We start from the raw sequence: 21,633 nt of genomic DNA on the forward strand, positions 1-21,633 counted from the left end.
GCCCGGATCGGGTTCGGGCCCCGTGGTGAAAGGTTGGCGCTGTTCCAGAGCCGGGTGCGCGAGGACCGGATGCTCGCGCACCGCCTCGACGGCGACCACCCCGTGGTCGTCCTGGACGACATGCCTCATCTGGAGGCGGTGCAGCCCCTACCGGACGGCAAGGTGCTCCTCATCGGCCGTCACAGGACGGTGGGCCGGGAGAACGCCCAGATCAGGGACGCCGACGGCCGGCTGATCACCTCGGCGTTCGTCGGGCACGACCCCCGGCACGTCCTGACCACGCCGTCGGGCTCGACGTGGATCGGCTACGGCGAGACGGCGGACGACGACCTCGGGCTGCACAAGCTCGTGCGTCTCAACGACGAGCTGAGGCCGCAGTGGTGGTACCCGTACGCGTCGGAGCGGCCCGACCTCCCGACGGTGTTCGACGTCTACGCGCTCAACGTCACCGGAGAGACGGCGTGGTGCTACGCCTACACCGACTTCCACCTCGTGCAGGCGTTCGGTGACACGGTCACGGACCTCGGCCCAGCGCCACCGGGGGGCGCGAGGGCCGTCGTCGTCGACGGCGGCCGCGGCGCCCTCGTCGGGGGCTACGGTCCCGAGCACGACGTCATCCGCCCGTTCCACCTGCGGCCGGGCGGGTTCGAGGTCGGCGCGCCCGTCGGGCGACTCGTCCTGCCCGAGGGCGACGATGTCGGCGCCCTCGGCCTCACGGCACGTGGCGCGGACCTGTACGCCCGCAGCGGCAACTCGAGCCTCTACCGGGTGACGCTGGAGGAGCTGCTCGACGGCCCGCGCGCCTGAGCCCGCACGTCACCGGGCGACGGCGACCGCTCGGCACCGGACCGACTGCTCCCGGCGTCAGCCACGAGGGCGACCTGCCACGTTCCCCACGACGCGAGAGGTCGATCCCGCCCCCTCCTTCCGGGGCTGGATCGACCTCTCGTGCGGCAGCCGTCAGGCGCGGGTGATGGCGAAGCGGCGGGTCGCCAGGACCTCGGCGATCTGGACCGCGTTGAGCGCGGCACCCTTGCGCAGGTTGTCGTTGCTGATGAACAGCGCCAGGCCGCGGCCCTCGGGGGCGCCCTCGTCCTGCCGGATGCGGCCGACGAACGACGGGTCCTGACCGGCGGCGACCAGCGGCGTGGGGACGTCGGCGAGCTGCACGCCCGGAGCCGTCGAGAGCAGCTCGGTCGCGCGCTCGACGGAGATCGAGCGCTCGAACTCGGCGTTGACGCTCAGCGAGTGGCCCGTGAACACCGGCACACGCACGCACGTGCCCGAGACCAGCAGGTCCGGGACGTCGAGGATCTTGCGCGACTCGTGCCGCAGCTTCTGCTCCTCGTCGGTCTCGTGCAGGCCGTCCTCGACGATCGACCCCGCGAGCGGGATCACGTCGAACGCGATCGGCGCGACGTACTTCTCGGGCGACGGGAACGCGACCGCACCGCCGTCCTGCACGAGCGCGAGCGTGTCCTGCTCGACCGCGGCCCGCACCTGGGAGTCGAGCTCCTTGGCACCGGCCAGGCCCGAGCCCGACACCGCCTGGTACGTCGAGACGACGAGCCGGCGCAGACCCGCCTCGTCGTGCAGCACCTTGAGCACGGGCATCGCGGCCATCGTCGTGCAGTTGGGGTTCGCGACGATGCCGATCTCGATCTCGTCGAGCGCATCGGGGTTCACCTCGGACACCACGAGCGGCACCCGCGGGTCCCGGCGCCACGCCGAGGAGTTGTCGACGACGATCGCCCCGGCGGCGGCGAAGCGCGGCGCGTGCTCCTTGGACGTCGAGCCGCCCGCGGAGAACAGCGCGATGTCGATGCCCGACAGGTCGGCCGTCGCGACGTCCTCGACGACGACGTCCTCGCCGCGCCACGGCAGCGTCGTGCCCGCGGAGCGCGCGGACGCGAAGTAGCGGATGGACGCGACCGGGAAGTCCCGCTCGTCCAGCAGGCGGCGCATGACGGCGCCGACCTGGCCGGTCGCCCCGACGACAGCGATCCTCAGACCCTCGGCCACGTCAACGCCCCGTCCCGCCGTACACGACGGCCTCGGTCTCCTCGGCGTCCAGCTCGAACGCCGTGTGCACGGCCCGCACCGCGTCGTCCAGCGAGTCGGCGCGGGTGACGACGGAGATGCGGATCTCCGACGTCGAGATCATCTCGATGTTGATGCCGGCCTCCGACAGCGCCGCGAACAGCTTGGCGGAGACGCCCGGGTGCGACCTCATGCCCGCACCGATGAGCGAGAGCTTGCCGATCGTGTCGTCGTACTGCAGCGACTGGAAGCCGATGGACGGCTGGTCCGTCGTCAGGGCGGACGTCGCGCGGGCGCCGTCGGCCGCGGGCAGCGTGAAGGAGATGTCGGTGAGGCCCGTCGCGGCCGCCGACACGTTCTGCACGATCATGTCGATGTTCACGTCGGCGCCGGCGACGATCTCGAAGATGCGCGCGGCCTTGCCGGGGACGTCGGGGACGCCGACGACGGTGATCTTGGCCTCGCTGCGGTCGTGCGCGACGCCCGCGATGATCGGCTGCTCCATGGTGGGGTCCTCCTGGTTCGTCACGAGCGTGCCGGTGTGCGTCGAGAACGACGACCGCACGTGCACGGGCACGTCGTACCGGCGGGCGTACTCGACGCAGCGGGGCATGAGCACCTTCGCCCCGCTGGCCGCCATCTCGAGCATCTCGTCGTAGCCGATGCGGTCCCGCTTGCGGGCGGTCGGCACGATGCGGGGGTCGGCGGTGAACACGCCGTCGACGTCGGTGTAGATCTCGCACACGTCGGCCTTGAGGGCCGCCGCGAGCGCCACCGCGGTGGTGTCGGAGCCACCGCGGCCGAGGGTCGTGACGTCGTTCGTCGTCGGGTTGACGCCCTGGAACCCGGCGACGATCGCGACCTCGCCGCGCGCGACGGTGTCCTTGATGCGGCTGGGCGACACGTCGATGATGTGCGCCTTGCCGTAGACCTCGTCGGTGATGACGCCGGCCTGCTGACCGGTGAACGACTTGGCCTCGATGCCCAGGTTGTGGATCGCCATCGCGAGCAGCGACATCGAGATGCGCTCGCCGGCGGTCAGCAGGATGTCCATCTCCCGGACCGGCGGCAGCGGCGTGACCTGCTGCGCCAGGTCGATGAGCTCGTCGGTGGTGTCCCCCATGGCCGAGACCACGACGACGACGTCGTGCCCGGCCTTGCGCGTCTCGACGACCCGCTTCGCGACGCGCTTGATGCTGGCGGCGTCGGCGACGGAGGAGCCACCGAACTTCTGGACGATGAGGGCCACGGGCGTTGACGCTTCCGGCTCGACGTGCAAGGACCCCGCGAGTGTAGGCCGCGCCCAGGATGCGGACACCGGGCCGTTCGACTGGTGGACGGTCGTCCGGGTCGCGACTGAAGCGTTTGGGCGCCTGGTGACACCCGGCGGCGTACTCCACGCTGCGGAACGGCGGCCCGTGTGTGGGTGCCGCCGTCCCCGCGCCGGCAAGCCTACGGCGCACTGCCCTGGGAGGACCATGTCCACGACCCGTCCTACCGCGCGCGGACGCGCTGTCGTCACCACGCTCGTCGCGGCCGTCCTGGCGGCCGGCGGCGTCGCCGGCGCGATCGCCGCGCAAGCCGTCGACTCGTGCCGCGTCGACTGGACCACGAACGCCTGGCCCGGCGGCTTCGTCACCGAGGCGCGACTCACCACCGGACCGGCACGCTCCGGGTGGACGCTCACGTTCGACCTCGCGTCCGGCGAGCGGATCAGCAACGCGTGGAGCGCGACCGTCAGCCAGTCCGGCGCGGCGGTGACCGTCACGAACGCCTCGTGGAACGGTCAGCTCGCCGCCGGCGCGACCACGTCCTTCGGGTTCCAGGGCACCGCGACGTCGACGCCGGCCACACCCGCGAACGTGCGGGTTGACGGCGTGCTGTGCGAGGGGCAGACGCTGCCGACCAGCACGCCGACGGTCATCAGGGACACCCCGTCCCCGACGCCCACGCCGACGCCGACGGTGACGGTGACGCCCACCCCGACGCCGACGCCCACCCCGACACCCACGCCCACACCGACGCCGACGCCCACCCCGACGCCGACCCCCACACCCGACCCCGGTGGCTGCACCGGCGCGTTCTGCGACGGCTTCGAGTCGCAGACGGGCACCGCGCCGGCGGCGCCGTGGACGGTCGTGCACCCCGACTGCTCGGGCACGGGCAGCGCGAGCATCGACTCCGCGGTCGCGCACAGCGGCAGCCGCTCGCTGCGCGTCAACGGCGCGGTCGGCTACTGCAACCACGTGTTCGTCCAGGCGTCCGGTGCCGTCTCCGGCACGGCGGGCCAGCCGACGTACGTGCGGTTCTGGGTCCGCCACACCACCGCGCTGCCCACGTCGCACGTGACGTTCGTGGCGCTCAAGGACGCCAACGACGGCGGCAGGGACCTGCGCATGGGTGGCCAGAACGGCGCCCTGCAGTGGAACCGTGCGTCGGACGACGCCACGCTCCCCGAGCAGAGCCCCGCCGGTGTCGCGCTGAGCAAGCCCCTGCCGACCGGGCAGTGGTCCTGCATCGAGGCGCTGGTCGACCCGGCCGGACGCCTGACGACGTGGCTGGACGGCTCGCAGGTCACGGGCCTGATCGCCGACGGCACGCCGACGCACGACGTCGACAGCCAGTGGCACAACAAGGCGTGGACGCCGCGCCTGGTCGACCTCAAGCTCGGCTGGGAGAGCTACGGCGACGGCGCGGACACCCTCTGGTACGACGACGTGGTGGTCGGCTCCGCCCGCTCGGGCTGCTGACGAGGTGCTGGATCGCCCTCTCACCGCGAGAGGGCGATCCAGCCCGACCGCCCCCGCGAGAGGGCGATCCAGCCCGACTGCCCCCGCGAGAGGGCGATCCAGCCCGACCGCCCCCGCGAGAGGGCGATCCAGCGCCGACTGCCGCCGACTGCGGGGGCCTGCCCGGCGAGGGCGCTACCCCCCTGGTGCGACGCGCATTCGGGTGCCGTCCACCTGCAGGGGGACCCGCACGGGGGCCGGGACTCCTAGCGTGGCGACATGCCACCCGACGCACCGCACGACCAGCCCGACGGGTCCGCCCCGGCGCCCGATGCGAGCACCTCGACGCCGCCCGGTACCGGTCCGGCCGCGGGCGCCGCCGCCGTCACGCTCGCCCCCCGGCCCAACGGCATCGAGGTCACCGGCCTACGCCGCGCGTTCGGGACGGTCAAAGCCCTCGACGGTGCCGACCTGGTGGCGCGCGCCGGTGCCGTGACCGCGCTCGTCGGGCCCAACGGCTCGGGCAAGACGACGCTGCTACTGGTCCTCGCCGGTCTGCTCGTCCCGGACTCGGGCCAGGTGCGCGTCGCCGGTCACGACCCCGTGACAGACAACGCCGGCGCCCGTGCGCGCACCGGGTGGATGCCCGACGCGTTCGGCACGTGGGACTCCCTGACGGCCCGCGAGGTCCTCGCGACGTTCGCCGACGCCTACCGCGTCGACCGCGCGACCGCCTCGGCCCGCATCGACGAGCTGCTTGCGACCGTGCACCTCACGGAGTACGCCGACCAGCCCGCCGCCGTCCTGTCCCGCGGGCAGAAGCAGCGCCTGGGCCTGGCCCGCGCGCTCGTCCACGACCCCCAGGTGCTGCTGCTCGACGAGCCGGCCAGCGGGCTCGACCCGCGCTCGCGCGTCGACCTGCGGATCCTGCTGCGCCGCCTCGCGGACGAGGGCCGCACGGTCCTGGTCTCCTCGCACGTGCTGTCCGAGCTCGACGAGATGGCCGACGACGCCGTGTTCCTCTCACGCGGACGCACGGTCGCGGGGATGTCCGAGGCGGACGTCGCGACCGGCCGGCGCACGTGGCAGGTGCGGTCGCTGTCGCTGGAGGCGCTGACGTCCTGGCTCGACTCCACCGGCACCGCGTACCGGCCCGACGGCGCCACGCGCCTGGCCGACGCGACCGCCGGCACCGTCGGGGCAGGTGGCGTCCTCGTCGACGTCGACGGCGAGACGGGGGCCGTCGCGCTGCTGCGCGACGCCGTCGCCGCCGGTGTCCCCGTGGTGTCGTCGGCACCCGCCGCCGGTGCGCTCGAGCAGGCGTACCTCGCACTGGAGGAGGAGCGGCGATGACCGCGACCACGACCACCCCGACCCCCGTGCCCGGGACGACGCCGCGCGTGGGCACCTGGACGGTGACGTGGCACGGCGTGCGCACCGTCGCGGCCCTCGAGCTGCGGCAGCGCGTCCGCTCGTCACGGTGGAAGACCGCGCTGATCGTGTGGTTCGTCGTCGTGGGGGCGATCACGCTCCTCGCGGGCGGGGTCCTGACGATCTTCGACGACTCCGCCGTCAGGAGCGACCAGGCCGGCGCGGTGCTGTTCGTCGTCGTGACGGCGCTCGTGCTCGGGCTCGGCCTGCTCGTCACGCCGACCCTGGCGTCGACGGCCGTGAACGGGGACCGGTCCGCCGGGACGCTCGCGACGCTGCAGGTCACGCTGCTGTCGCCGGCGGAGATCGCCGCGGGCAAGCTGCTCGCCGCGTGGGTCAGCGCGTGCGCGTTCCTCGTCGTCAGCCTGCCGTTCTTCGCGATCGCCCTGGCGATGGGCGGCGTGCCCGTCGCGACGCTGCCGCGCGTGGTCGTGCTCATCGCGCTGCTGCTCGCGGCGGTCTGCGGCATGGGCCTCGGCTGGTCGACGCTCGCGGCGCGGCCCGCCGGCTCGACGGTGCTGACCTTCGTCACGGTGGCCGCGCTCACCGTGTTCACGCCCGTCTTCTTCGGCCTGACCTACCCGTTCCTCAGCACCACGGAGGACGTGCAGGTCTACGGCGTGCCCGACTCCTACTGGATGGAGACGGACGACGAGACCGGCATGCCGACCGCACCTCCCGTGTGCGAGCTGAGCGTGCAGGAGCGGTCCGTGGCCCGGACGGAGCGGACGTGGTGGCTGCTGGCGATCAACCCGTTCGCGGTCGTCGCGGACGGTGCCGTGCCGGCGTCGGCGACGACGTACGACGACTCCCCCGCCGGGGCCGTCGGCTCCGCGACGCAGACCCTGCGCGACCTGCGACTGGGTGAGCCGGAGGTCCTCGACGAGTGCTGGAGCGACGAGGGCACCTCGGACGTCGTCCCCGTGCGGGACGGAGCCGGTCCGGTGTGGCCCGTCGGGCTCGCGGTGAACCTGCTGCTCGGTGCCGCCGGGTTCGTCGTCGCCGTCCGTCGGCTGCGCATCCCGCAGCGAACCCTCGCCCGCGGGACGCGCGTGGCCTGACACGCCCGGCCCCGCGCCGGGCCCTCGACGCCGCCCGCCGGTCCTCCCCGTCCCCGCCCCCCGGTCCTCTCCCCCTCCGGTCGGCGGCCAGGACGGCGACCGGCGGGCGGACCAGCGTCAGGGCTGCAGCGCGTCGTACTCCGCCTCGGCCGCGACGTCGTCCTCCACGTCGAGACGGACGTGCGCGAGGATCGTCTGGATGGCGCGCAGCGTGCTGGCGGCCCGCTCGCCCCAGTCGGACAGGTAGCTGAACTGCCACCACCACAGCGCCTCGAGCACGTGCCCGCGCTCGTGGTGCGCCAGTCCCTGGGTGAGCGCGCCGACGATCGCGACGAGGTCCCCGGAGATCGTCGCCTCCTCGACCTCCGGGCCCAGCAGCGGGTCCACGACCTCGACGTACTCGTCGATGCCGTCGAACAGGTTCGCCAGGTTGACGCGCAGCGGCTCGAGGTCCGCGTCCGGGCCGACGTCGGGCTCGAAGCGCGACGGGGGGACGACGTCCATGGTCGCGCCGAGCCGCGCACCGGCGGCGAGCAGGTCGGACAGCGCCAGCAGCAGCAGCGGCAGCGACGCGTCGGGCGCCGAGCCGGCCGCGACCTCCGTGATCGTCGTGAGGAAGCCGCGGGCCTCCGACGCGACGGCGTCCGCGATCTCGTTCAGGTCCGCGTCCGCCACGGGCCGCTCGTCGTCGGTGGTCATGCCCTCCCCCTCCAGGTCGTCATGCGCTCAGGCGCCGGCGGCCCTCGAACGCACGGCCGAGGGTCACCTCGTCCGCGTACTCCAGGTCCCCACCCACGGGCAGACCCGAGGCCAGCCTGCTGACCGTCAGGCCCATCGGCACCAGCAGCCGCGCCAGGTACGTGGCCGTGGCCTCGCCCTCGACGTTGGGGTCGGTGGCGAGGATGACCTCGGTGACCGTGCCGTCGGCGAGCCGCCGCATGAGCTGGGCGATGCGCAGGTCGTCGGGGCCGACGCCCGCGATCGGGTTGATGGCCCCGCCGAGCACGTGGTACCGGCCGCGGAACTCGCGCGTCCGCTCGATCGCGACGACGTCCTTGGCCTCCTCGACGACGCAGATCGTCGTCAGCTGGCGGCGCGGGTCACGGCAGATGCGGCACTGCGGCTCCTGCGCGACGTTGCCGCAGATCTCGCAGAACTGCACCCGCAGCTTGACCTCGCTCAGTGCGTCCGCGAGCCGGCGCACGTCCGCGGGGTCCGCCGCGAGGATGTGGAAGGCGATGCGCTGGGCGCTCTTGGGGCCGACCCCGGGCAGCCGCCCGAGCTCGTCGACCAGGTCCTGGATCGCGCCTTCGTACACCCCGTCAGCGTAGCCGTGCCCGACGCCGCGTCCGACGCCTCAGCCCGCGTCGAGCCGGACGACCCCGACGGGCCCCGTACGCCGCGCCGTCGCCGGTGCTGCTGGTGACCTCCGGGATGCCGTCCTCCCAGGCGACCCGCACGTCCTGCGCCTCGACGACCACGACGTCGACCGTCGCGACGACCACCTGCGCCCCGGCGCCCTGCACGACCAGCCGGTCGACGTCGCGTGCCACGACACGGGCGTCCGCGGCCGTGATCGTCAGCGTCGCGCAGTCGCCCGAGACCTCCACGGCTTCCGCCGTCGGGACCAGCAGGTCCCCGCCGTCGCAGGTGAGCCACTGCGTGACCTGCCCGTCGAGCACCTCGCGGTCGAGGACCGGTGGCAGCCCCGTGCCGGCCCGGCCGCCTGCGCCTGCCCCCGTGTCGCCGGAGGGGCGGTCGCCTCGGGGTCGACCGTCGCGGGACCGGTCACCGGGTGGCCGGTCGCCGCTGAGCCACACGTCCTGGTCCTCCAGGACGTCGACCGCCTCACCCGTCTCCGGGTCGACCCAGCGCGCCACCGCGGTGGCCGGGGCGTCGAGGCGCGTGACGGACACGACGAGCTCCTCGTCGCCCGGCACCGAGCACCCGGCGAGGAGCAGCGCGCCGGCGAGCGGCGCGGCCGCGAGCACCCCCGTTCGTCCCGCTCGTGCGCGACGAGGCACGGGCACGTGAGCTGCGGGCATGGCAGGTGCCTCCGGTGAGGTCAGATGTCGATCTGCTCGTCGATCACGCGGCCGCCGAGCACCTGGGCCACCAGGGGGACACCCACGAGCCCGGACTGGCCGATCGTGGGGTCGTCGGGCGACGGCTCGTCGGGCTCCGACATCCGGCCCCGCGACTGCGCCGCGGCGGCGCGGGCAGCCGCGACGCCGCGCTCGCGGGCCGTCCCCCGGTGCGGCGCAGCCGTTCCGGGGGCGCCGGGACCACCCGACGCGGGCCGTCCGGCAGCGGCCGGGGCGGCGGACGTGCGGGCGGTGCGGGCAGCCGGCGGGCCGTTGCGCCACGGGTCGTCGGGCTCGTCACCGGGCGGGATGTCGTCGTCGGGGTGCACGACGACCGGCGCCTCGCCGGTACGCGCACCCTGACCACCCGAGCCGGGGGCCTGCGTCCGGGCGGCCGCGCCCTCACCGGGCTCGGGCTCCCACGGCGGCACCGGCCGGCCCGAGGACCCGCCACCGGCGCGGTCGTCCGCGGGCGCGCCCTCGCCGGCACCGGCCGGACGACCCGGGCGATCGCGGCCGGCACCGTCGGCAGCGGGACGGCCGCCGGGCGCGGCGGCAGCGGGCACGGCGCGCGGGGCGTCCTGCTCCGGTGCGGCCGCCGGGACGTCCCAGGACGCGGCCGCTCGCTCGCGCGAGATCGTCCCGGGCACCTGCGGCACCTCGGACGACGGCGCGGACGCGGGACGGGCCGACGCACCGCCGGGCTCGTCGAGCACCGCCTCGACGCGAGCGGTCACGCCGAGCGTCTCGGACAGGGCACGTGCGACGACGTCACCGTGGTTGCTGTTGCGGAAGGTCGAGACCAGACCGGGCTGCGCGAAGCCGAGACGCAGCGTCGTCGCGTCCAGCTCGAGGATCTGCGCGTGCTGGTTGACGAGCGCCCACGAGGGCAGCCGCAGCCGCCGCAGCGTCGTCAGCACGTCCGGCCAGCGGCGGCGCAGCATCTCGGTGTCCGCCGCCGCGGCGGCGCCGGGTACGGGCGCCGCAGGCTGGGCGGGCGGCGACGACGCGGACGCGGTCGACGACGGAGGCGGGGTCGTCGGCTCGGACGGGGCCGCCGGCTCCGACGGGGTCGTCGGCTCGGACGGGGTCGTCGGCTCGGACGGGGTCGACGGCTGGGCGGCGGCCGTGGTCGGCGGGGTCCGGGGCTCGTCCCGGGCACCGGGACCGTCCGGACGCTCCCGCGCCTCGTCGGCACCGTCCCGAGCGCCCGTCGGGCGCACGCGGCCGGCGGGGTCGGCAGCGGCAGGGCTCGCCGCGGTGGCGTGCGCGGCCGGGCTCACCTCGGCAGCGGGTGCCTCGGCGCGCCCGGCTGCGGGCTCGGGGCGGGCCGCCGGCACGGGCGTCGCGGCGGGTGCTGTCGCCGACCGCGGCTCCTCGACGCGGCCTGCGGACGCAGGTGCCGCGGGACCGGGCGCGCCCGGTGCAGCTCCGGCCGCGGGCAGCCCGCGCTCGAGCCGGTCGATCCGCGCACCGAGGCCGGTGCGCGAGTCGTCGACGCTGGGCAGCAGCAGCCGCGCCATGAGCAGCTCGAGGTGCAGGCGCGGCGACGTCGCTCCGACCATCTCGGTGAGCGCGGCGTTGGCCAGGTCGGCCGAGCGGGACAGCTCGGACGCGCCGAGGTGCGTCGACTGCCGCCGCATCCGGTCGAGCTGGTCGGTCGGCACGTCGCGCAGGACCGCGTCGGCCGCGTCCCCCGACGCCGCGATGACGATGAGGTCGCGCAGCCGCTCCAGCAGGTCCTCGACGAACCGCCGCGGCTCGTGGCCCGTCGCGATGACGCGCTCGACGACGCGGAACGCCGAGGCGCCGTCGCGGGCGGCGATCGCGTCGACCAGGTCGTCGAGCAGCGAGCCGTGCGTGTAGCCGAGCAGCGCGACGGCGCCCTCGTAGTCGAGGCCCTCGTCGCCCGAGCCCGCGATGAGCTGGTCGAGGACAGACAGCGTGTCACGCACGGACCCGCCGCCCGAGCGCACGACGAGCGGCAGCACGCCGGACCCGACGGGCACACCCTCGGCGGCGCAGAGCTGCTCGAGGTAGGGCACGAGCACGTCGGGCGGGACGAGCCGGAACGGGTAGTGGTGCGTGCGGGAGCGGATGGTGCCGATCACCTTGTCGGGCTCCGTCGTCGCGAAGATGAACTTCACGTGCGGCGGCGGCTCCTCGACGATCTTGAGCAGCGCGTTGAAGCCCTGCGGCGAGACCATGTGCGCCTCGTCGAGGATGAAGACCTTGTAGCGGTCCCGCGCGGGGGCGAACGTCGCGCGCTCGCGCAGCTCGCGGGCGTCGTCGACACCGCCGTGGCTGGCCGCGTCGATCTCGACGACGTCGAGCGACCCGGAGCCGCCGCGGGCCAGCTCGACGCACGAGGGGCACACGCCGCACGGGGTGTCGGTCGGCCCCTCGGCGCAGTTCAGGCAGCGCGCGAGGATGCGTGCGCTCGTCGTCTTGCCGCACCCGCGTGGCCCGGAGAACAGGTAGGCGTGGTTGGCCTGACCCGACCGCAGGGCCTGCCGCAGGGGCGCGGTCACGTGATCCTGCCCGATCACCTCGGCGAAGGACTCGGGCCGGTAGCGGCGGTACAGCGCTGTCGTCACACCCCGAGCCTAAGCGCCACCGCCCACACGGCGGCACCGCCGTCCCCACCCGTGGACCCCACCCGCGTGCGGGCTCTCAGTCGGCACGGACGACCGTGTCCGCCAGGACGCGGTGCAGCAGCGGGCGCGTCGCCTCCGTGGCGGCCACGACCAGCCCGACCCCCACCGTCAGGCTCCCGACGAGCAGCAGCAGGCCCTGCGGCGCGGTGAGCGCAGCGAGACCGAAGAGCGGGAAGAACATCACGAGCGCGGCGAGCGCCGATCCCACCGACACGACGAGCACCGGCACCAGCACCTCCCGTCGCCGCACGCGGTCGAACAGCTCGGTCGGCACGCCGGCGAGCCGCGCGAGCGACAGCTCGCGCCGCCGGTCCAGCACGGCCGCGGCCTGCGCGATGCCCGCGGACACGGCCGCGAGCAGGAACGTGATCGCGAGCGTGAGCAGGGACCCGGTGAGCAGGTCCGCCGAGACGATCGCGTCCTCCCGGGTGCCGCCCGGACCGCCCGCGAGCAGGGGCACGACCGCGAGGCACCCCGCGACGAACGACGCGAGCCCCAGCCCGCCGACGACGCGCCAGACCGCCCGCGGGTCGTCGAGCAGCCGTCGCGCGGCGAGGAGCTGCTCGGGCGTGCGCGCCAGGCGCAGCCGCACGCGCCCGAGCACGCCCAGCGCCCACGGCCCGACCGCGTTCATCGTGAGGAATGCGGCCGCGAGGCCCGCGAGCATGATGCCGACGAACGCCGCGGCGAGCGCCTGCCCGGCGACCGACACCACCATGAACGCCCCGAACGCCAGGACGGCGACGACCACCCGCACGGCCTTGAGCCCCGGACGCGTGACGCGCTGCGCGACACCGAGGGGCGAGACGACGACGCGCCGCAGGGACACGGCACCGCTGACCGCCGCGAGCAGCGGCACCGCGAGCCAGGTGAGCAGCACGACCGGCACGCCGACCCACAGCTCCCCGACGGTGAACGGGCGACCCTGGAAGGGGATCTGCGTCCACACCGCCAGCAGCACGCCGTACAGCGCGGTCCCCGCCACCGCACCGGCCAGGCCCTGCAGGGCGGTGTCGACGAGCGTGAGGCCGACCACCTCGCGCGGGGTGGCGCCCAGGAGCCGCAGCGCCGCCAGCCGGGCGTCGCGCCGCGCGACGCCGAGCCGTGCCGCTGCGCCACCGAGGGTGAGCAGCGGCACGACCAGCAGGATCGTCGCCGTCACCGCGAGCGTCACGTAGAACGCGCCGGCCTCGCGCTCGAGGTCGGTCACGGGGTGCGCGGCCCGGTCGATGAATCCGAGCAGCGCCGCGACGACGGAGAGCGTCAGCGCCGTCGACACCGCGAACGCGGTGACGGCCAGGACGGTGGTCGTGCGGCTGTCGCGCCCTCCGGCGCGCTGCAGGCGCGGTGCCAGCGCGAGGACGGGGTTGACCCTCACCGGTCACCGCCGCTCACGGGGAGGTCGCCGACGCCCTGCCCGACGCCCTGCCCGACGCCCGCGGCCGCCGCCCGCTCACCGGGTCGCGGTCCCGCGCCGGTCCCGGTGGTCGAGCCGGGCGCGACGACGAGCCCGTCGCGCATGTCGATGCGCCGGTCGCACCACGCCGCCACGTCTGCGTCGTGCGTCACGACGACGAGCGACGCGCCGACCGCGCGGGTCGACTCCACCAGCAGCTTCATGACGTCGTGCCCGGTGGACTGGTCGAGCGACCCCGTCGGCTCGTCGGCGAACACCACCTCGGGCCGCGTGACGAGGGCGCGCGCCACCGCGACGCGCTGCGCCTGGCCGCCGGACAGCTCGCCCGGCCGGCGTCCCTCCGTGCCGGCCAGACCCAGCGCGGCGAGCCACCGGTCCGCCGCGGCCTCGGCCGCCGTGCGCGACGTGCCCGTGAGCATCGCGGGCAGGGCGACGTTCTCCCGTGCCGACAGCTCGGACAGCAGCTGCCCGAGCTGGAACACGAACCCGTACCGGCTGCGGCGCAGCAGCGACCGCTCCTTCTCCCCGAGCCCCTGCACCTCCTGCCCGCGCAGCGCCACGACGCCCGACGTCGGCACCAGGATCCCCGCGAGCACGTGCAGCAGCGTCGACTTGCCGGACCCCGAGGGGCCCATCACGGCGAGCGACTCCCCCTCGGCGAGGTCGACGTCGACGCCCGCGAGCGCGGTCGTGGCCCCGAAGCGGTGGACCAGCCCGCGCGCCGCGAGGCGGGGCGCGCCACCGGACGACGCGGCCGGGCCGGGCGACGCGGCCGGGCCGGGCGACGCGGCCGGGCCGGGCGACGCGGCCGGGCCGGGCGACGCGGCCGGGCCGGACGACACGATCGGGAGCGGCGGCCGGACGGGGACGGACCTGTTGTTCATGCGCCCATCGTGCGCGCGGGCCGGTGGCCGGCGCGTCCGGCGCCGGGACCTTCTCGCGGCCCCTCACGTGCAACCCGAGGGGGACACCGCGGCGCACGCGCCCACCCGTGGTCGCACGAGCAGGTCGCAGCCCGCAGCCGCACCGACGCTCTGCGGGCATGCAAGGACCCCCCGCACACCCGCCAGAGCTCGCCTGCCCTTGCTGCCTTCCGGCCCTGGGGGAGTTCAGCGAGATGACGCCGTACGAGGGGTCTGCGCACCACCCTAACCCAGGTGGGGAGGACGTCGCGCCCACCTGGCGCGTGCCCTGTGGTGTCAGGGAGCGATCGGGGGGAGCCGCTCCGTCGGGGGCCCGTCGTCACCGGGCTGCCGGGCGATCAGCTCGGTCGCGGAGGCGTCACCGACCGGCGGCGTGCGGCGCGGCGACCGGCCCTCGGGCGTCGCGGTGCGTCGGGGCGGCGGGGGCTCGGCGGGCCCGGTCGTCGGGGCCGTGCGCCGGGGAGCGGCGGGGCGCTCGGGGCGCTCGGCGCGCGCGGGGACGGCGGACGTCCGACGCGCGGCGGGCGCGGGCTCGACCACGTCCTCGGTGCTGCCCTGGTGCGGCGCACGGCCGACGCGCGGGTCGGGTCCCGACCCTCCCCATGCGGGCCAGTCGGCGAGCACCTCGTCATCGTCCGCCGCCGGGGCCTGCGTCGACGCGTCGTCGACCGTGGGCCCGCCGCGGGGCGGCGTCGCCTCGTCGTCCACCTCCGCCGCGTCGTCCCCCGTCGGCTCGACGGGCGCGGGCAGCACCCGCGAGGCGACCCACAGCCCGAGTCCCAGGACGACGGTGTACGTGCCGCCGAGGACGAGCAGCACCGCGATCGCGACGCGCTCGTCGGACTCGAGCGACAGCGCCAGCGCCACGGCCAGGACGACGACGAGGACGCCCCACACCCAGGAGAGCACCGCGAGCCGGTGCACGACTCCCGGGTGCCCGCCACGGGCGGCGACGACGGCGCCCATCGCACCGAGCAGCGTCGTCACGAGGGCCACGCCGGCCACGACGAGCCAGGTCGCGACCCCCTGGACGGCCAGGACCAGCAGCCCGACCAGCACCATCGCGACGGCGGGCAGCGTGAGGACGCCGAGCAGCGCGCCGACCACGGGTGACCGCCACCGGTCGACGTCCCACCGGTCGGGGTCCCAGCGGCCGGCGGACGGCGCGGACGTCGCGTCGGGGGCGGGACGGGCGCCGTGGTGCAGGCGCTCCTCGGGGGTCTGCGACGGGTGCTGGGTCATGGCACCACGCTAACCACCGTCGGACGATCCGGACATTCGTCCGGCTGCCCTGCGCGCGGACCTGCACGCTCCCCTCACACGCGCAGGGCGCGACGCGGCGCCCGGCAGGAGGGCGCACGGCCCCCGGTGCGCGTCATGATGGCGGCATGCCCGACGTCAGCAGCCCTGTGCCCCCGTCGCCGATCCTCACCGCGCGCGGCTCCGTCGCGATCGTCGGCGGCTACGTCGTCCCCGTCGCGTCGCAGCCTCTGGAGGGTGCCACGGTCCTCGTCGAGGACGGCGTCGTGACGGCGGTCGGCACGGACGTCGCCGTGCCGCAGGGCGTGCGGGTCGTCGACGCGACGGGGCGCTGGGTGCTGCCCGGGTTCGTCGAGGCGCACGCGCACATGGGCGTCATGGAGGAGGCCGAGGGCTGGGCCGGTGACGACACGAACGAGATGACCGGGCCCAACGGCGCGGCGCTGCGGGCGCTCGACGGGATCAACGTCGAGGACGAGGGCTTCCGGGACGCGCTCGTCGGCGGCGTGACGTCCGCCGTGATCAAGCCCGGGTCGGGCAACCCGATCGGGGGGCGCACCGTCGCGATCAAGACGTGGGGCGGACGGACCGTCGACGAGCAGGTCATCCGCCACGACGTGTCCGTGAAGTCCGCGCTGGGCGAGAACCCCAAGCGCGTGTACGGCGAGCGCAAGCAGCTGCCGTCCACCCGGCTGGGGGTCGCCGCCGTCATCCGCGCGGCGTTCGTCGACGCGCAGTCGTACGCGGCGCGCCGGGACGCCGCGGCGGCCAAGGGCGAGCCCTTCGACCGCGACCTCGGCAAGGAGACGCTGGCGGCCGTGCTCGCGGGCGAGCTGGCGTGGGACCAGCACACCCACCGCGCCGACGACATCGCGACCGCGCTGCGCCTCGCCGACGAGTTCGGGTACCGGCTGGTCGTCAACCACGGCACCGAGGGCGCCGCCCTCGCGGACGTGCTGGCCGAGCGGGACGTGCCGGTGATCTTCGGGCCCCTGTTCACCTCGCGCTCCAAGGTCGAGCTGCGCAACCGCGCCATCGAGAACCTCGGCATCCTGGCGCGTGCCGGCGTGCGCGTCGCGATCACGACGGACCACCCGGTGGTACCCATCAACTTCCTCGTCCACCAGGCGTCGCTCGCCGTCAAGGAGGGCCTGGACCGGGACACGGCGCTGCGCGCGCTGACCGTGAACCCGGCGTCGTTCCTGCGCCTCGACGACCGCGTGGGTGCGCTGACCCCCGGGCTCGACGGCGACGTGGTGATCTGGTCCGGCGACCCGCTCGACGTCAACGCCCGCGCCGAGCACGTCTTCGTCACCGGCACCGAGGTCTACACGTGGGACCCGACGGCCCGCGGCGGGCTGGGCGAGGGCCGCGTCCGCGAGCGCGCGGAGCGCTTCGCCTGACGGACGGCGACGACTACGCCAGGACGCGCACGACCGTGCGGTAGTGCACCTCGCCACCCGGCGGGAGCACCCGGACCTCGCCATCGCGCTCGGCCTGGGCCCGCCCGGCGTCGCGCGACGTCGACGGCTCGACCCCGAGCACGTTGGTGCCCGGCCGGGGGTCGCGCCACAGCACGAGCAGCGGCCACCCGTGGGTGTCCTGCTCCACCTCGACGCACGTCCCGTCGGGCGCGCTCACCGTGACCGTCGCGGTCGGCCCCGGCGCGGGCCGGCAGTACAGCACGGTCTCGTCCCCCGCACCGTCCGCCGCGAGGTCGAGCATCCACGGCAACGTCGGGGTCTGGCCCCCGTCGCGCGTCCCGACCGGCGTGGCCGTCGCCGACACCACCGTCCCCGGCCGCACCAGCGGGTAGCCGAGGTTGAGGTGGTGCCGGAACATGTGGGCCGCCGGGGCGAAGCCCTCGTTGGTGACGACGTCCTCGATGCACAGCTCGGGACGGTCGGTGCGGGCCAGCAGCCGGCGACGCAGCCGCAGAGGCGGCACACCGAGATCGGCCTCGACGACCTCGCCGCGGATCTCGACCGCGGGCACGCCGTCGAGCGTGACCGTCCGCCAGCGCACGTGCTCGGCCGGGGTGTGCCCGACGCGCCCGTGGAGGGGGTGGTGCACACCGTCGACGGTCGAGGGCGTCCCGGTCGACGCCAGGCCGCAGGTGCTGAGCAGGCCGCCGCCGAAGGTCCGGGTCCACCCGGTGCCCTGCGGCTCGTACCGCTGCGACGCGACCGGCCCGCGTGCCGAGCGCCACGCGAGGGGCAGGCCGGGCGCGTCGGCCCAGCCGACGTCCATGGCACGGTCGAGCAGCACCTCGAACGACAGGCCTCGCGGGTTCCGCACGAGGAGCACGGGGGCTCCGCGGCCAGGCCCGTCGTCCCGCACCAGGCGCTCGACGTGGACGAGCTGGGCCGGGTCGCCCACCAGGCGGCGCACCGCGACGTCGAGGTCACCGGTCGCCCGCGTCACCCCGCACCCCGCACCTCGGCGGCGGCCGAGCGACGCGCGCCGAGCGCGACCGCCGTGACCAGCACCGTGCCGGTGAGCACGTACTGCCAGTACGAGGCGACGGCGAGCAGGTTGAGCGCGTTGGCCAGCACCGCGAACAGGACCGCACCGACGACCGTGCCGAACGTGGTCGCACGGCCACCACGCAGGGCCGTGCCGCCGACCACGACGGCGGCGATGACGTCCATCTCGAAGCCCATGGCCATGTTGCCCTCGGCGGACGACAGGCGGCCCGCCATGAACACCCCGGCGAGGGCGAAGCAGATGCCGGCGACGACGAACACGCCGACCTTCACGCGCGCCACGGGCAGGCCCGCGAGCTCCGCGGCGCGCTCGTTCGAGCCGAAGGCCCGCAGCGTGCGGCCGAAGTACGTGCGCTGCAGCACCAGGTACGTGACGAACGCGAGGACCACGAAGACGAGGAACGGCACGGGCACCCAGCCGAGCGTGCCCGTGGTGGTGGCACGGTAGTTGCTCGACGTGATCGGGACGACCTTGCCGGACGTCCAGATGAACGCGAGCCCGAGGAACAGGTAGAGCGTGCCGAGGGTCGCGATGAACGGCGCGATCTTCACGTACGTCACCAGCAGGCCGTTGACCAGGCCCAGCACCGCGCCGATGACCAGGGCCAGCGCGATCGCGCCGCCGATGGTCGTGTGCGGCAGGACCGTCGCGACCGCGATGGACGCGACGGCGATGACGCCGCCGACGGACAGGTCGAGCAGGCCGGCGGCGATGAGCATCGTCATGCCGCAGGCGGCCAGGCCCACGAACGACGCCTGGAACAGGACGTTCGACAGGTTCCCGACGCCCCAGAACGACGGGCGCGCGGCGCCGACGGCCACGCACAGCGCGACGAGCACGAGCACGAGGTAGTGGCGGGCGACGAGCTGCCGGACGACCGTCAGCGGACCCGCTTTCTCAGCCGCGTCGGGCGCGTCCTGCGGGGTGGTCGCGGTGTCGGTGGTCATGAGTGCCTCCCTTCGAGCATGCGGCGCACGGCGGCACGCTGTGCTCCGTCGATGCTCAGCGCGAAGACCAGCAGGCCACCGAGCGCGACGTACTGGTAGAACGACGGGACGTTGAGCAGGTTGAGGCCGGAGTTGATCATCGACAGCAGCAGCGCCGCGATGAACGTCCCGACGATGCGCGGGCGGCCCCCGGCCATGCTCGTGCCGCCGAGGACGACGATCGCGATGGCCTGCAGCTCGAGCCCGGCGGCGATGGAGCCGTTGACCACGCCGAGCTGGCTGGCGAGCAGGACGCCGCCCACACCGGCCGCGGCGCCCGCCGTCAGGTAGGCGAGCAGCAGGACGCGGTCCACGCTGATGCCCGTGTCGACGGCCGCCTCCGGGGCGCCGCCCACGGCGACGACGTGCTTGCCGAAGCGCATGCGGTCCAGCACGAACCAGGCGACGCCGGTGAGCAGCACGGCGACGAGGAACGGCACCGGCACCCCCAGCACCGACGACGTCGCGGCCGACCTGAACGACGTCGACGCGATCATGATCGGCGCGCCGCCGGTGAACAGCAGGACAGCTCCCCGGAACACGCTCATGGTGCTGAGGGTCGCGACGAACCCGGGAACCTTGAGCCGCGTCACGAGCAGCCCGTTGACCAGGCCCAGGGCGGCTCCCACGGTGATGCCGACGACGACGCCGACGACCGGCCCCGCCGCGTTGACGGCTGCGGCGGCGACGCACGCCGCGAGCGCCTGCGACGACCCGACGGACAGGTCGATCCCGCGCACCGCGATGACGAGCGTCATGCCGTACCCGACGATCGCGAGGATCGCCGCGTTGACCAGCACGTTGGTGACGTTCGAGCCGGACGCGAAGTGCGGCACGAGCAGCAGGCCCGCGACGAGCACGAGCAGGAACGGGACGGCCACACCGGCGTTCTGCAGGACACGGCGGCGGCTGTCGGCACGGCGCGCGCGCTCCGCGGAGCGTGCGCGCTCGTCGGCGACGAGCTGGGTCGCGGTGGTCGGTGTGGAGGTGGAGTCAGACATCGGAACCCTCCTGGACGGTCTGGCCCACCGACGCGCCGACGATGTTGTCCTCGGTGACGTCGCGCCCGTGCAGCTCGGCGACCTGGCGGCCGGCGAAGTACACGGCGCACCGGTCGGCGATGGCGGCGAGCTCGGGGGCGTCGGAGCTCGAGACCACGACGGCGACGCCGGCCTCCGCGAGCTGTTTGACGAGCTGGTAGATGTCGACCTTCGCGCCCACGTCGACCCCGCGGGTCGGCTCGTTGAGCAGGAGCACGGCGCAGCCGGACAGCAGGGCGCGGCCGAGCAGCACCTTCTGCTGGTTGCCGCCCGACAGGTTGCCGATGAGCTGGCGTCCGTGCGGCACGCGGATGCGCATGTCGGTGCGCAGGCGCTCGAACTGGGCGCGCTCGTCGGCGGGCACGGGCACCAGCCGGTGCAGCAGGCCGAGCGTGGACCTGTCGCGCGACACCATCGCGTTCTCGGTGACGTCGAGGTGCGGCAGGATCCCCTCGCCCTTGCGGTCCTCGCTGAGCATGAAGATGCCGTGGCGCACGGCCTCACGGCTGGAGCGCAGCCGCACGGGGCGGCCGTCGACGAGCACCTGGCCGCTGGTGGCGGGCAGGTCGCCGAAGAGCGCGCGCGTCAGCTCGGTGCGGCCGGAGCCGACGAGCCCCGCGAGGCCGACGATCTCCCCGGCGCGCACGCTCAGGTCGAACGGCTCGGCGATGCCCGGCACGCGCAGGTCGCGCACGGTCAGGCGTTCCTCGCCGGCGTCGTCGATGACCGCGCCGCGTTCGAAGATCTGAGGGGCCCGGCCGAGCATGTGCTCGACCAGCCGGGCCTCGTCGAGCTCGGTCGTCGGGGCGTGCGCGACGAGGCTGCCGTCGCGCAGCACGGCGACGTCGTGGCAGATCTGGAAGATCTCCTCGAGGTGGTGCGAGACGTACACCACCGCCTTGCCCTGCGCCGCGATGCGCCGCACGATCTCGTGGAGCCGCACGATCTCGGCGCCGTTCAGCGCGGCCGTCGGCTCGTCCATGATGAGGACGTCGAACTCGCGCGACAGCGCGCGGGCGATCTCGACCATCTGCCGGTCGCCGACCGTGAGGGACGAGACGTGGCGGTCGGGGTCGAGGTCCAGCCCGAGCTGCTCGAGCAGCTCGCGGGCGCGCTCGCGGGTGCGGCGGGCGTCGACGACGCCGCCGCGGGTGGCCTCGTGGCCGAGGAAGATGTTGTCGGCGACGGACAGCTGCGGGACCAGTCGGAACTCCTGGCTGACCACGCTGATGCCGGCGGCCTGCGACTCCGCGGAACCCCGGAAGACACGCTCCTCGCCGCGGACGAGGACCTTGCCGGACACGGGTTGCTCGATGCCGCCGAGGATGCGGATGAGCGTGCTCTTGCCGGCGCCGTTCTCACCGACGAGCCCGAGCACCTGGCCGGGGGCCAGGTCGAGCGACACGCCCTTGAGGGCCCGCACCCCTGGGTACTCCTGGACGATGTCCAGGACCTGCAGCACTGCCGTCATGGCGACGACTCCTTGGGTGACGGGTGGGGCGGGGCCGCGTGGCCCCG

18 protein-coding genes and 1 other RNA gene are annotated in these 21,633 nt (G+C 74.9%); 5 read left to right on the top strand and 14 right to left on the bottom strand.

Features of this window, described 5'->3' with window-relative positions; all coding sequences use genetic code 11:
• The first annotated feature begins 33 nt into the window (after nt 1-33).
• Entirely contained in the window at nt 34-807 is a 774-nt protein-coding gene (locus IR158_RS06430) for a hypothetical protein (RefSeq protein WP_291810946.1), read from the top strand.
• Between the two features lie 153 nt (nt 808-960).
• On the opposite strand, the gene IR158_RS06435 is transcribed toward IR158_RS06430, so the two are convergent.
• Both IR158_RS06435 and IR158_RS06440 read right to left on the bottom strand, forming a co-directional pair.
• Complete coding sequence (locus IR158_RS06435) at nt 961-2,022, bottom strand: aspartate-semialdehyde dehydrogenase (protein WP_291810949.1); 1,062 nt, start codon at nt 2,020-2,022, stop codon at nt 961-963.
• 1 nt (nt 2,023) lies between these two features.
• A complete protein-coding gene (locus IR158_RS06440; RefSeq protein ID WP_291810951.1) occupies nt 2,024-3,289 on the bottom strand; it encodes an aspartate kinase in 1,266 nt (421 codons plus the stop codon).
• 229 nt (nt 3,290-3,518) lie between these two features.
• Here IR158_RS06440 and IR158_RS06445 point away from each other — a divergent pair, with 229 nt between their 5' ends.
• The 3 genes from IR158_RS06445 to IR158_RS06455 all read left to right on the top strand — a co-directional run bounded on the left by IR158_RS06445 (nt 3,519) and on the right by IR158_RS06455 (nt 7,261).
• Nucleotides 3,519-4,790, top strand: coding sequence for a cellulose binding domain-containing protein (locus tag IR158_RS06445; RefSeq protein ID WP_291810953.1), 1,272 nt, complete (start codon nt 3,519-3,521; stop codon nt 4,788-4,790).
• 258 nt (nt 4,791-5,048) lie between these two features.
• Entirely contained in the window at nt 5,049-6,122 is a 1,074-nt protein-coding gene (locus IR158_RS06450) for an ABC transporter ATP-binding protein (RefSeq protein ID WP_291810957.1), read from the top strand.
• Nucleotides 6,119-7,261 carry an ABC transporter permease subunit gene (locus tag IR158_RS06455; RefSeq protein ID WP_291810960.1) on the top strand — a complete coding sequence of 381 codons (1,143 nt, stop codon included), beginning with the start codon at nt 6,119-6,121 and terminating at the stop codon, nt 7,259-7,261. The genes IR158_RS06450 and IR158_RS06455 overlap by 4 nt, the downstream gene beginning before the upstream one ends.
• A 117-nt stretch (nt 7,262-7,378) precedes the next feature.
• Here the strand turns inward: IR158_RS06455 and IR158_RS06460 are convergent, their stop codons facing one another.
• From IR158_RS06460 to IR158_RS06495, 8 genes are all read right to left on the bottom strand, one after another.
• Nucleotides 7,379-7,960 (bottom strand): DUF5063 domain-containing protein, encoded by a 582-nt coding sequence (locus IR158_RS06460; RefSeq protein ID WP_291810962.1) that lies wholly within the window; start codon nt 7,958-7,960, stop codon nt 7,379-7,381.
• Between the two features lie 19 nt (nt 7,961-7,979).
• Nucleotides 7,980-8,579, bottom strand: coding sequence for a recombination mediator RecR (gene recR / locus IR158_RS06465; RefSeq protein ID WP_291810965.1), 600 nt, complete (start codon nt 8,577-8,579; stop codon nt 7,980-7,982).
• Between the two features lie 4 nt (nt 8,580-8,583).
• The gene (locus IR158_RS06470) at nt 8,584-9,252 is read right to left on the bottom strand and encodes a hypothetical protein (RefSeq protein ID WP_291810969.1); all 669 of its coding nucleotides are present in this window, start codon (nt 9,250-9,252) and stop codon (nt 8,584-8,586) included.
• A 74-nt stretch (nt 9,253-9,326) separates the two neighbouring features.
• Complete coding sequence (locus tag IR158_RS06475; protein ID WP_291810971.1) at nt 9,327-11,942, bottom strand: DNA polymerase III subunit gamma and tau; 2,616 nt, start codon at nt 11,940-11,942, stop codon at nt 9,327-9,329.
• 76 nt (nt 11,943-12,018) lie between these two features.
• Nucleotides 12,019-13,380: an FtsX-like permease family protein gene (locus IR158_RS06480; RefSeq protein WP_291810974.1), complete on the bottom strand. Its 1,362-nt coding sequence runs from the start codon at nt 13,378-13,380 to the stop codon at nt 12,019-12,021.
• Entirely contained in the window at nt 13,377-14,303 is a 927-nt protein-coding gene (locus IR158_RS06485) for an ATP-binding cassette domain-containing protein (protein WP_291810977.1), read from the bottom strand. The genes IR158_RS06480 and IR158_RS06485 overlap by 4 nt, the downstream gene beginning before the upstream one ends.
• A gap of 159 nt (nt 14,304-14,462) precedes the next feature.
• Nucleotides 14,463-14,559: signal recognition particle sRNA small type (gene ffs / locus IR158_RS06490), an RNA gene on the bottom strand.
• A gap of 59 nt (nt 14,560-14,618) precedes the next feature.
• Nucleotides 14,619-15,584 (bottom strand): hypothetical protein, encoded by a 966-nt coding sequence (locus tag IR158_RS06495; RefSeq protein WP_291810979.1) that lies wholly within the window; start codon nt 15,582-15,584, stop codon nt 14,619-14,621.
• Nucleotides 15,585-15,730: 146 nt separating this feature from the next.
• Here IR158_RS06495 and IR158_RS06500 point away from each other — a divergent pair, with 146 nt between their 5' ends.
• Nucleotides 15,731-17,005 carry an amidohydrolase gene (locus IR158_RS06500; protein WP_291810981.1) on the top strand — a complete coding sequence of 425 codons (1,275 nt, stop codon included), beginning with the start codon at nt 15,731-15,733 and terminating at the stop codon, nt 17,003-17,005.
• Nucleotides 17,006-17,018: 13 nt separating this feature from the next.
• Here IR158_RS06500 and IR158_RS06505 read toward each other — a convergent pair whose 3' ends face one another.
• The 4 genes from IR158_RS06505 to IR158_RS06520 are packed head-to-tail and all read right to left on the bottom strand — an operon-like array spanning nt 17,019 to nt 21,586.
• Entirely contained in the window at nt 17,019-18,026 is a 1,008-nt protein-coding gene (locus IR158_RS06505) for a DUF4432 family protein (RefSeq protein WP_291810984.1), read from the bottom strand.
• Complete coding sequence (locus IR158_RS06510; RefSeq protein WP_291810987.1) at nt 18,023-19,036, bottom strand: ABC transporter permease; 1,014 nt, start codon at nt 19,034-19,036, stop codon at nt 18,023-18,025. The genes IR158_RS06505 and IR158_RS06510 overlap by 4 nt, the downstream gene beginning before the upstream one ends.
• Nucleotides 19,033-20,076 (bottom strand): ABC transporter permease, encoded by a 1,044-nt coding sequence (locus IR158_RS06515; protein ID WP_291810990.1) that lies wholly within the window; start codon nt 20,074-20,076, stop codon nt 19,033-19,035. Before IR158_RS06515 ends, IR158_RS06510 begins: the two co-directional genes overlap by 4 nt.
• Nucleotides 20,069-21,586 (bottom strand): sugar ABC transporter ATP-binding protein, encoded by a 1,518-nt coding sequence (locus tag IR158_RS06520; protein WP_291810992.1) that lies wholly within the window; start codon nt 21,584-21,586, stop codon nt 20,069-20,071. The genes IR158_RS06515 and IR158_RS06520 overlap by 8 nt, the downstream gene beginning before the upstream one ends.
• Nucleotides 21,587-21,633: the final 47 nt, after the last annotated feature.

Origin of the sequence: Cellulomonas sp. (assembly GCF_015234515.1) — a bacterium.
Taxonomy (GTDB): domain Bacteria; phylum Actinomycetota; class Actinomycetes; order Actinomycetales; family Cellulomonadaceae; genus Cellulomonas.

What these genes read in the sequence shown, in the direction of transcription:
- IR158_RS06445 (WP_291810953.1), top strand. Translation starts at nt 3,519, where the DNA reads ATGTCCACGACCCGTCCTACCGCGCGCGGACGCGCTGTCGTCACCACG.
- IR158_RS06450 (WP_291810957.1), top strand. Translation starts at nt 5,049, where the DNA reads ATGCCACCCGACGCACCGCACGACCAGCCCGACGGGTCCGCCCCGGCG.
- IR158_RS06455 (WP_291810960.1), top strand. Translation starts at nt 6,119, where the DNA reads ATGACCGCGACCACGACCACCCCGACCCCCGTGCCCGGGACGACGCCG.
- IR158_RS06460 (WP_291810962.1), bottom strand. Translation starts at nt 7,960, where the DNA reads ATGACCACCGACGACGAGCGGCCCGTGGCGGACGCGGACCTGAACGAG.
- IR158_RS06485 (WP_291810977.1), bottom strand. Translation starts at nt 14,303, where the DNA reads ATGAACAACAGGTCCGTCCCCGTCCGGCCGCCGCTCCCGATCGTGTCG.
- IR158_RS06495 (WP_291810979.1), bottom strand. Translation starts at nt 15,584, where the DNA reads ATGACCCAGCACCCGTCGCAGACCCCCGAGGAGCGCCTGCACCACGGC.
- IR158_RS06500 (WP_291810981.1), top strand. Translation starts at nt 15,731, where the DNA reads ATGCCCGACGTCAGCAGCCCTGTGCCCCCGTCGCCGATCCTCACCGCG.
- IR158_RS06510 (WP_291810987.1), bottom strand. Translation starts at nt 19,036, where the DNA reads ATGACCACCGACACCGCGACCACCCCGCAGGACGCGCCCGACGCGGCT.
- IR158_RS06515 (WP_291810990.1), bottom strand. Translation starts at nt 20,076, where the DNA reads ATGTCTGACTCCACCTCCACACCGACCACCGCGACCCAGCTCGTCGCC.
- IR158_RS06520 (WP_291810992.1), bottom strand. Translation starts at nt 21,586, where the DNA reads ATGACGGCAGTGCTGCAGGTCCTGGACATCGTCCAGGAGTACCCAGGG.